The 9,804-nt window shown below is 49.9% G+C and carries 7 protein-coding genes and 1 pseudogene; 6 read left to right on the forward strand and 2 right to left on the reverse strand.

Annotation, left to right across the window (positions count from 1 at the left end):
* The 5 genes and pseudogenes from Q0X35_RS04560 to secA form a co-directional block, all read left to right on the forward strand.
* Positions 1-222: pseudogene (locus Q0X35_RS04560) on the forward strand (NADH-quinone oxidoreductase subunit L); the annotation flags it as partial.
* 20 nt (positions 223-242) lie between these two features.
* Positions 243-1,772, forward strand: coding sequence for an NADH-quinone oxidoreductase subunit M (locus Q0X35_RS04565; protein ID WP_297566011.1), 1,530 nt, complete (start codon positions 243-245; stop codon positions 1,770-1,772).
* Positions 1,769-3,385, forward strand: coding sequence for an NADH-quinone oxidoreductase subunit NuoN (gene nuoN / locus Q0X35_RS04570; RefSeq protein WP_366084453.1), 1,617 nt, complete (start codon positions 1,769-1,771; stop codon positions 3,383-3,385). Before Q0X35_RS04565 ends, nuoN begins: the two co-directional genes overlap by 4 nt.
* Positions 3,382-4,395: a polyprenyl synthetase family protein gene (locus tag Q0X35_RS04575; RefSeq protein ID WP_297566013.1), complete on the forward strand. Its 1,014-nt coding sequence runs from the start codon at positions 3,382-3,384 to the stop codon at positions 4,393-4,395. Before nuoN ends, Q0X35_RS04575 begins: the two co-directional genes overlap by 4 nt.
* A 78-nt stretch (positions 4,396-4,473) precedes the next feature.
* Entirely contained in the window at positions 4,474-7,272 is a 2,799-nt protein-coding gene (secA, locus tag Q0X35_RS04580; protein ID WP_297566015.1) for a preprotein translocase subunit SecA, read from the forward strand.
* Between the two features lie 121 nt (positions 7,273-7,393).
* Here the strand turns inward: secA and Q0X35_RS04585 are convergent, their stop codons facing one another.
* Entirely contained in the window at positions 7,394-8,299 is a 906-nt protein-coding gene (locus Q0X35_RS04585) for an Rv3235 family protein (protein ID WP_297566017.1), read from the reverse strand.
* Positions 8,300-8,555: 256 nt separating this feature from the next.
* Here Q0X35_RS04585 and Q0X35_RS04590 point away from each other — a divergent pair, with 256 nt between their 5' ends.
* Positions 8,556-9,041, forward strand: a complete 486-nt coding sequence (locus tag Q0X35_RS04590; RefSeq protein WP_297566019.1) for a DUF6912 family protein — start codon at positions 8,556-8,558, stop codon at positions 9,039-9,041.
* Between the two features lie 46 nt (positions 9,042-9,087).
* Here Q0X35_RS04590 and Q0X35_RS04595 read toward each other — a convergent pair whose 3' ends face one another.
* Entirely contained in the window at positions 9,088-9,696 is a 609-nt protein-coding gene (locus tag Q0X35_RS04595; protein WP_297566021.1) for an SbcC/MukB-like Walker B domain-containing protein, read from the reverse strand.
* Positions 9,697-9,804 lie beyond the last annotated feature (108 nt).

Here is a 9,804-nt window from a genome sequence, read left to right on the forward strand (position 1 = left end):
AATGAAGCTCTCTTCATGCGTCCCGGTATGCTCCTCGTATCCGGTACCGCTACTTCGGATGAGGTGCTGGTAGACGGAGCCGGCGAAGGATTGGGGCGTTTCCTCCAATACTTGGGCAAGTGGATTCGCAAGTTACAAGATGGCTACGTGCGTACTTACGCCAGCTATATAGTGCTCGGTCTATTCATCTCTCTTATCGCTGCTTTGGCAGCATCGATGTGAGTTAGGAAGGAAATAAGCTAATGCAAACAGCAATAGAAGCAACCTTTCCCTGGTTGTCAGTTCTTGTCCTGCTCGCTGCCGGCGGATCGCTAGGTTTGGCTTTAATAAAACCAGCCGGTCGGTTCGCAAAGCAGATTACGCTGGGTATCTCTTTGCTAATTTTGGCACTTTATGTCGTCGCTTTACTGACTGATTTTGCTCCCCAGGAAGCGGGAGTGGTGCAGCTAAGCGAAACTTATACCTGGATTTCTCAGTTAGGAGTTTCTCTAGCTTGGGGTGTCAACGGGCTCAGCGCAGTTATGATTGGTTTGGCCGTATTCCTAGTGCCGCTGGTAATTATCGCCGCTTGGAATGATTTCACTCCGGAAAAAGCGGCAGGCTATTTTGCGTGGATTCTTTTCCTCGAAGCCGTAATGATTGCCCTTTTCGCTGCCCGCGATGTATTCCTTTTCTATATTCTCTTCGAATTAATGATTCTCCCCATGTACTTCTTAATTGGAAGATACGGCGGGCAAGGGCGCAAGCGGGCTGCTATGAAGTTCCTGCTCTACTCCTTGCTAGGTGGATTTATTATGTTGGTGGGGGTAATCGCTGTTTACTTCTACGGCCCGGGTGGCCCGCGCGGCTATATGCTCGATACGCTCCAGGCCGGCTTGGCTATACCTCCTGCTGCAGAGATGTGGATTTTCTTCGCTTTCTTCTTTGCTTTCGCTATCAAGGCTCCGATGTGGCCGGTGCACACCTGGCTGCCTGATACGGCTGCCTCTGCGCCAACTGGTACCTCTATCCTCTTGGTAGGAGTACTGGATAAGCTCGGTACCTACGGAATGATTGCAATTTGTTTGCAGCTTTTCCCCATAGCGAGCCGGAAGGCAGCTCTTATTATCATCGCTTTCGCCATCGTCTCCATTATTTGGGGTGCTTTAATGGCCATTAGCTCTGATAATTTGCTGCGCTTGGTTTCCTATACATCGGTCTCCCACTTCGGCTTTATGGTGATGGGAATATTCTCCGGATCAGCTATGGCGCTCTCCGGTGCAATGCTCTATATGGTGGCACACGGAGTGGGTACGGCTGCTCTCTTCTTTACCGTAGACTTCCTCGCGAAGCGGGGAGGGAGCCCGGCGATTTCTGCTTACGGTGGTTGGCAGCGCGTCACGCCACTTCTCGCAGGTACTTTCTTAATTGCCGGTTTAGCTACTATGGCTTTGCCGGGGCTTTCGGGCTTCATACCGGAGTACCTAGTACTGATGGGTACTTTCCATATTTTGCCGGTAGCTGCGATTTTGGCAGTCATCGGAGTAGTGCTAGCGGCGCTATATATTCTGCTTCCCTATCAACGCATTTTCACCGGGCCGCGCCCCGAGTTGGAAAAAGAGGATTTACGGGGAAGAGAAAAGACAGTATTAGGAATACTAATCGCTGCTATGCTCGGCCTTGGTTTCTACCCGGCACCTATTTTAGATTTAGTAAATCCAATCACCGCGCAGCAGCAGGTGGTAACGATAGCTAGTACCAGCACTGCTGCGTTGGAAGGGAGCAACAAGTGAGTACGACGAATACTATGATTCAATGGGCAGCTCTCGCTCCGCTGCTAATTGTGCTAGGGGCAGCAGTAGTAGCTACCCTATTGGAAGCATTTTTGCCGCGGAAGTTGCGCCCAATTGTGCAGCGCTCCTTCTTCCTGCTCGCCCTAATTGCGGCATTAGCCACTATTATCTGGCGCGGGATGGTGGCTAACCAACAAGAAGTTTGGGCTACTACGCCACTTTCTATCACTCAAGGTGGGGGTGGATTTACCGGAATAGCTTTCGTAGAAGATAGTTTCTCGCTTATTGCGCAGGCCATTATCGTATTAATTACTTTATTGGCTGGGCTAATAATGCTGGATCGCAGCGAATTAAAAGAAAGTGCTTTTGCTGCAGATTCAGCCACTACGCCAGGTTCACCTGCGGAAGCAGAGGCGAGTAAATACGGTCTCCGGCAGACGGAAGTGCTACCGCTGGTACTTTTTGCCGCCGGAGGCATGATGGCTTTCGTTTCTGCTTTCGATTTACTCTCGCTTTTCATTGCCTTGGAAGTAATGTCGCTGCCCCTGTATGTACTTTCCGCTACCGCGCGCCGGCGGCGGTTACTTTCGCAGGAAGCTGCCGCGAAGTACTTCCTGCTCGGAGCTTTTTCTTCGGCTATCTTCCTCATGGGAGCTGCCTTAGTATACGGCGGTACTGGCAGTCTGATTTTCAGCGAAATTCTCAGCGTCGCCCTTCAAACTACCGACATTAAGACGTGGCTGCTGCTAGCCGGTACGGTAATGATTCTGGTTGGTCTGCTCTTCAAAGCGGGGGCAGCTCCATTCCACAGCTGGAAGCCAGATGTGTACCAAGGAGCTCCTACTCCTATTACCGGATTCATGGCCGGAGGAGTATTAGTGGCCGCTTTTGTGGCTTTGTTGCGGGTGATGCTCTATATCGCGGGCACTTTGGTCGCGCAGCTCACCGTCTTCTTGTGGATTATTATTATCGCTACAATTCTCATTGGTACGATATTGGGCTTAGTGCAGGGAGATATTAAGCGACTATTGGCGTATTCTTCTATTGCCCATACTGGCTTTATTCTCGTAGCCATCAGCGTGTTGGACTTAAAGGAAATTACTCCGCAGCAGTACGCACAGACTAGTTCGGCAATTCTTTTCTACCTCTTGGCTTATGGTCTTGCTACGGTGGGTGCTTTCGGCATCGTCACCTTGGTGCGGCAGAAAGATGCGGCTGGAAATATCGGCGGTGAAGCTACTGCTTTAGCGAGCTGGGCCGGTCTTGGTAAACGCAGTCCGCTCCTCGCGGCTGCGATGACCATTTTCTTGCTCTCCTTTGCTGGTATTCCGCTCACAGCTGGTTTTATTGGAAAGTTTGAAGTCTTCAAAGCTGGTGTAGCAGGAGGCGCCACCGTTTTGGTGGTAGTAGCTGTTTTAGCTTCTGTAGCTACGGCTTTCTTCTATTTCCGGATTTTACAGTTGATGTTCTTCACGGAGCCAGCAGAAAATGTGCAAATAGTGAAATCGGCTGGGTTCTCTATTGCGGCTATCGTCGCAGCTGCTATCCTAGTTCTGGGATTGGGGATTTTCCCTGATCTATTACTGGGCATAGTACAAGGAACATTTGCGTGAATGTAATTGTTGATACTTTGGCTACCCATGGAGCCTTAGGGGAGAAGATCTCTTCTCGTCTCGGTGAAGTGGAAGCCAAGCTAGAGAAGATAGCTAGCGAAAATACTCCACTCTTGAACGAGGCCACTTCCCATTTAGTACGCGCGGGAGGAAAACGGCTGCGTCCTCTACTCTGTCTTCTGACTGCGGAGCTGGGCGCCGAGCCGGACCATGGCGATGTTTTAGATGTAGCAGTGGCAGTGGAGCTCACCCATCTCGCTTCGCTTTATCATGACGATGTGATGGATGATGCCGCGCTTCGGCGGGGAGTGCCTACAGCTCAGAAGCTATACGGTAATTCAGCCGCTATTATGGCGGGAGATTTGCTTTTCGCGCAGGCTTCGCTAGTTATTTCTGGCTTAGGGGAAGCAGCCGTAAAGCGTTATGCCCGTACTTTCCAGCGGCTTTGCCATGGGCAGCTCCAAGAAGCGATGGGGCCAGAAGCGGGCAAAGATCCGCGTACCCATTATTTGGAAGTACTCTCGGATAAAACTGGTTCCCTCATTGCGGCGGCAGCGCGCGATGGAGTATTAGCGGCGCGGGGCAGCCAAGAGATAGCGGCCGCCGTCGCCCAGTATGCAGAATATCTGGGTATTGCTTTTCAACTGGCAGATGACGTCTTAGATTTGCAGGCCGATTCGGATATCGCCGGAAAAATTCCCGGTACTGATTTACTAGAAAATGTCGCTACTATGCCGACCCTTCTCCTGGCGGAACAACAGCGAGCAGGTATCTTAGACGCTGCGGGAGAAGAAATAATGCGGATGCTAGCTGCTTCGGTTGAAGAGCGGCGGGGGCAGTTGCCGCGCTTACTAGATTTACTTTCCCAGCATGCAGTGGTGGAGCAGACGCGCGCTATTGCGGCGGAATATTGCCGCAAAGGTCTGGCAGAGCTAGAAATTTTGCCGGCAGGAGAAGTAAAAGCGGCACTGGTAGATTTCGCTCATATGATGGTAGATCGCCAGCAATAATTGATAATTGGGCAGGGAAAGCATAGAAAGCATAGAATAGGCTCAGTTACCGCTTAAAAAATAAAACCAGGAGTAGATGTGCGTAAGCTGATAGATAGAGTCCTGCGTTCCGGTGAGGGTCGCACACTGAAAAAACTACAAAAAATTGTGGAGCAGGTGAATCTGCTTGAAAGCGATTTTCACGAGTTAAGTGATAGCGAATTGCAGGAAATGACTAATGAATTCCGCCAGCGCTATGCCGATGGGGAATCTCTAGACGATTTACTTCCCGAGGCTTTCGCTACCGTGCGGGAAGCAGCTATACGTACGATCGGCCAGCGGCATTTTGACGTGCAGATAATGGGTGGAGCTGCTCTGCACTTGGGAAATATCGCCGAGATGAAAACTGGTGAAGGAAAAACTCTCGTCGCCACCTTGGCTGCCTATTTGAATGCTATTCCGGGGCGGGGAGTGCACGTGGTGACGGTCAATGATTATTTGGCTTCTTATCAGTCGGAGTTGATGGGGAGGATCTATCGTTTTCTGGGTATGCGCACCGGCTGTATAGTTGCCGGTTTAACTCCGGAACAGCGCCGCGAAGAGTATGCGGCCGATATTACTTATGGCACCAATAATGAATTCGGCTTCGATTTTTTGCGCGATAATATGGCGCGGGAAACTTCCGGATTAGTGCAGCGTGACCACTATTTTGCCATCGTCGACGAAGTGGATTCTATTCTTATTGACGAAGCGCGGACTCCGTTAATTATTTCTGGCCCGGCTGAAGGCGATGCTAATAAATGGTACAAGGCCTTTGCCCAAGCGGTAATTTCTATGCATAAGAATATCGACTATGAAGTGGATGAAAAGAAACGCACCGTCGGTATTCTGGAGCCGGGGATAGATAAGGTAGAAGATTTGCTCGGAATCAGCAATCTTTACGAGAGTGTAAATACTCCGCTTATCGGCTATCTGAATAATGCGATTAAAGCGAAAGAGCTTTTTTTCCGCGACCGCGATTACATTGTGCAGGGCGGAGAAGTACTCATTGTAGATGAGCACACTGGGCGAGTACTGCCAGGGCGGCGTTACAACGAAGGTATGCACCAAGCGATTGAAGCAAAAGAAGGCGTAGAGATAAAAGCTGAAAATCAGACTCTAGCCACAATCACTTTGCAGAATTATTTCCGTATGTACGATAAGCTCTCCGGAATGACCGGTACCGCGGAAACGGAAGCAGAAGAATTTGCTTCTACCTATCATATCGGCGTAGTGGTGATACCGACTAATAAGCCAATGATTAGGCAAGATCATACTGATTTGGTCTACCCCACGGAGCGAGGAAAATTCCAAGCAATTGTAGAAGATATCCGCCAACGCTACGAGAAGGGGCAACCGGTACTGGTAGGTACGGCCTCGGTGGAGAATTCGGAAAAGCTTTCTGCGCTCTTGAAAAAGGCCCATATTAAGCACGAAGTATTGAACGCTAAACAGCATAAACGCGAAGCAGCGGTAGTGGCAATGGCGGGGCGCAAATATGCGATCACGGTAGCTACTAATATGGCTGGGCGTGGTACTGATATTATGCTTGGCGGAAATGCTGAGCATATTGCAGTAGGCATGATGGAAAAACGGGGTATTAATGCGCAAGAGAATCCGGAAGAATACGAGGCAGCCTGGCCGGAGGTTTTGAAAGAGGCGCAAGAAGTGGTGGCAGCTGAGCATGATGAGGTTGTGCAGTTAGGAGGACTCTACGTACTAGGTTCGGAGCGGCACGAATCGCGGCGTATTGATAACCAGCTGCGCGGGCGTTCGGGCCGGCAGGGAGATCCAGGAGAGTCGCGTTTCTATATTTCTTTAGAAGATGATCTCATGCGCCTCTTCGCCAATTCCCGGGTAATTTCTCCTTTGCGCAATGGCCCAGAAGATCAGGCTTTAGAGTTGAAGATTTTAGCTAAGACTATTCGCCGAGCGCAGACTGCTATCGAGGCACGCAATGCGGAAATTCGTAAGAACGTCTTGAAGTATGACGACGTTATGAACGAGCAGCGTACCGTGGTCTACGAAGAACGGCATCGCATTCTCAATGGAGAAAATCTAGAAGAGCAGATTCAATCTTTTATTGATTTCGTAGTAGAAGATGTAGTGACGGCGGAAACCGCTGGAAATTCGGAAGATTGGGATTTGCACGCACTCTGGGTGGAAATACAGTCTTACTTTAAGCCATCCTTTACAGCGGAAGAGCTTTTAGCTGAATACGGCGGCCAGCATAATTTGGAGCGGGAGAATCTTCTCCAAGAATTAGATACCGATGCCCATAATATTTATGCCGAGCGTGCCGAAGAGCTCGGTGACGAAACTATGCGGCAAGTGGAGCGGCAAGTATTGCTGAATGTGCTGGATCGGAAGTGGCGTGAGCACCTTTACGAAATGGACTATTTGAAAGAGGGAATTGGCTTGCGCGCTATGGCACAGCGCAATCCCTTGGTGGAATATAAGCAAGAAGGCTACCAAATGTTCCAGTCGATGAACGATGCTATTCGATCGGAGACGGTACGTTTTCTCTTCAATTTTGAGCTTCCTTCCGAGCAGGAATCGCGTTTGCAAGCGGAAGCTGCCGCTGCGGAGCAGCAAGCAGAATTGCAAGAGGTAGGAGCATCAGTATTGATGCAGCCGAGTAAACGCGCAGAGAAAATGGCAGCGCAGATGATTGGGGCGCAGAATACACCGGAGCAAAAGATGAACTATACTTCGGCTAATTCTGGTGCCAGTGCGCCGCAACCGCAGCATAATTCGGCGCGTACTAATGCCACCGATACAGATGCAGCTGCCTACTCGGGGATGAATCGAGAGCAGCGGCGGGCGGCGAAAAAGGCGCAACGCCGGCGCGGGCGCTAACTATAACTGTTTTTACCTGCCTGCGTTTACAGCTGGTATGGGGTGATGCCCTTAGAGTAGGGCAGTTTCGTGCTGCAACGATATAGTGGCAGGCTGATACAGGGCTAGTACAGGGCAGAAATTAAATAATTTCTAGTGCAGTTACTTGCCAATTTCTTCTTCGAGCTTCTAAGCGGAGAGCGACGGCGCGCATTTTTATTCCATCGTGCACAATTACGCATATTTCTGCGATACCTGGGCGGGGATAGCAAGCGCGTACCCGGCGGAGCCGCGGTAGGGGGCAGCATTCTGCTTTTCCGAAAATTCGCATTCCCAGGCTGGCTCGCCGTGCTAGTGCTTGGTAGACCTGTGGATTGAGCCAAGTCTGCAATTGGCGGAGCGGGCGTTTTCCTTGCAAAATTTCAATTGCTTGAATAGCTATTTGGGCAGCAAATTTTCGCGCATTTGGTCGCGGTTTTTTCGCCGGTATTAGCGGGGGTGCTTCTTCTTCGAAGAAAGTGGCAGTTAGCGATTTGCTGGTGCTTACCGCGTGCAATGCTATGCGGTCATAAGTGCTAGATGTGGGTGCAGTGGGGCTAGCTTTATTTGGGGTAGGTGCAGCGGGAGCATCTTTACGTGGAGTAGCTGCAGCTGCAGCGGGTTTAGTGAGAGCAGATTTAGCTGCGGCAGGTTTAATGGGAGTAGGTGCAGTGGGGGAGGCTGCTTTCGAGGCAGAGTCGTATTGCCAAATTCGGGGCGGCGAATCTAGCTCCGTATCTCCCAGCTCTTGTTTTAGTTGGGGAGTATGAGAATATGGGTTAGCAGTATGAATATCGCCGGTATGAGCAGGGCGAGAAATAGGCGCATTGCTGCCTGTGCTCCCATCGCTCTTAGCACGGCTACTGCGCGGGAGTCTATATTTTTTAGTAGATGCAGATATTTTTTGTGCATGCGAAGCAGAAATAGAGTGCGAAAGCGTAAAAATTTTTTCGGAACTAGGCGGTGTATCTGTAGATATTTCTTCGGTAATGACCTGTTGAGCAGACATAATTATCCCTATCTTGTATCAGCTCTCGACCGGAAAGAGGTGTGAAACTATTAAGAGCGTGGATACATCAATAGGGGATAAAAGATGTAAAAGGGAGCGCCACGTAGAAATTAATTGGCATTTCTTCATGTATACGAAGTTATTTAATTCATAGCTACCGGTTATACACGGTAAAATATAAAGTTCGCGCGAGAGCTGGGGAGAGATATTTTTATGCCTATTTTTCGCGTGAAAAGATATGACTTAATATGGATATATGCGCATTTACATACCTCTTACGGCAGCAGACTTGGCAGCTGCGGAGATTTCGCCGCGCCGGATCTATACGGTAACTCCGGAGTTTCGGAGCTCTTACCCAGATTGGGGAGAAGAAAACTTAGAAATGGCTACTACTTTAGCGGCTGCGGATGAATCTTTACGGCGCCTAGCGGAGGATTCGAAAAGCTATCGTCGCTTAGTAGGCGCGGGGGAAGTGCCAGCAGAAGCGGTAGTTTTTGCGGGGGCAGGAAATACTGCTGCAGAAAATTCTGCGGTAGAAAATGAATTAGGCGCCGGAGAGCTGCGCATGCCCTTAGCGTGGAGCAAGATTGAATCTCTCCTAGTGGATGAAAGTGGCTGGGAAGATTTAGTGCAACGGGCTATAGCAGGAGATGAAGAAGCTTTTCTCCACACGGAAAATATAGATTTACTCTGGTATGACGCCGCAGAGCGGGCTTTACTATACGCCGAGCTCAATAAATAGCGCGTATTTCCGTAAATAATTGGTATTTCACTAAGTGGCGTGCACTTTAGCAAATAGTTTGCAGCTCCGAGCCGCAAGTAGGGGTAGGAGATATACTGACGCGGCTGGGAATAATACTCTTTAATTCTTCAACGTGCGAAACTATTCCCACTATTCTCCCCTGTGCAGTGAGAGTGCGTAAAGTCTGCATTACCGCATCGCGTACTCCAGCCGAAAGTGTGCCAAAGCCTTCGTCGATAAGGAGAGTGTCGATGCGAATACCTCCGTTTTCTTCTTGCACTATTTCTGCTAAAGCTAATGCCAGAGCCAAAGAAGTGTAAAAAGTTTCTCCTCCAGAAAGCGAAGCCGTCGGGCGAATAATATCCCCAGTAGGTGAGCCGTCGTGATCAATCACCGAGAGTCCCAAGCCAGTTTTCCGTATTTTCTTTGATTCATCTTCGCTGCGTATAAGGGAATAACGCCCAGCAGATATCTTCTCTAAATGTTCATTCGCCCGGTTTACCACTGCTTCGAAGCGATGCAGAAGTACCCACATATTCAGGGGAATGCGGGAGGTGGAAAATTCTCCCGCATTGGCAATGCTGGCTAAGCGAATAATCTCCGTAGCTGCTTGCGCTTTTTTATGCCAAGTATGGGCAGCTTTTTGCACCGGCACTAGCAAACGCTGGGCATCTTCCGCTCCCTGCTTAGCGCGGCCAGCCTGCTGCTCTGCCTCTGTCTCTTATACACATCTGACGCTGCCGACGAAACCTTATGGGTGTAG

The organism is uncultured Arcanobacterium sp. (assembly GCF_947253055.1).
In the GTDB taxonomy this organism is placed as follows: domain Bacteria; phylum Actinomycetota; class Actinomycetes; order Actinomycetales; family Actinomycetaceae; genus Arcanobacterium_A.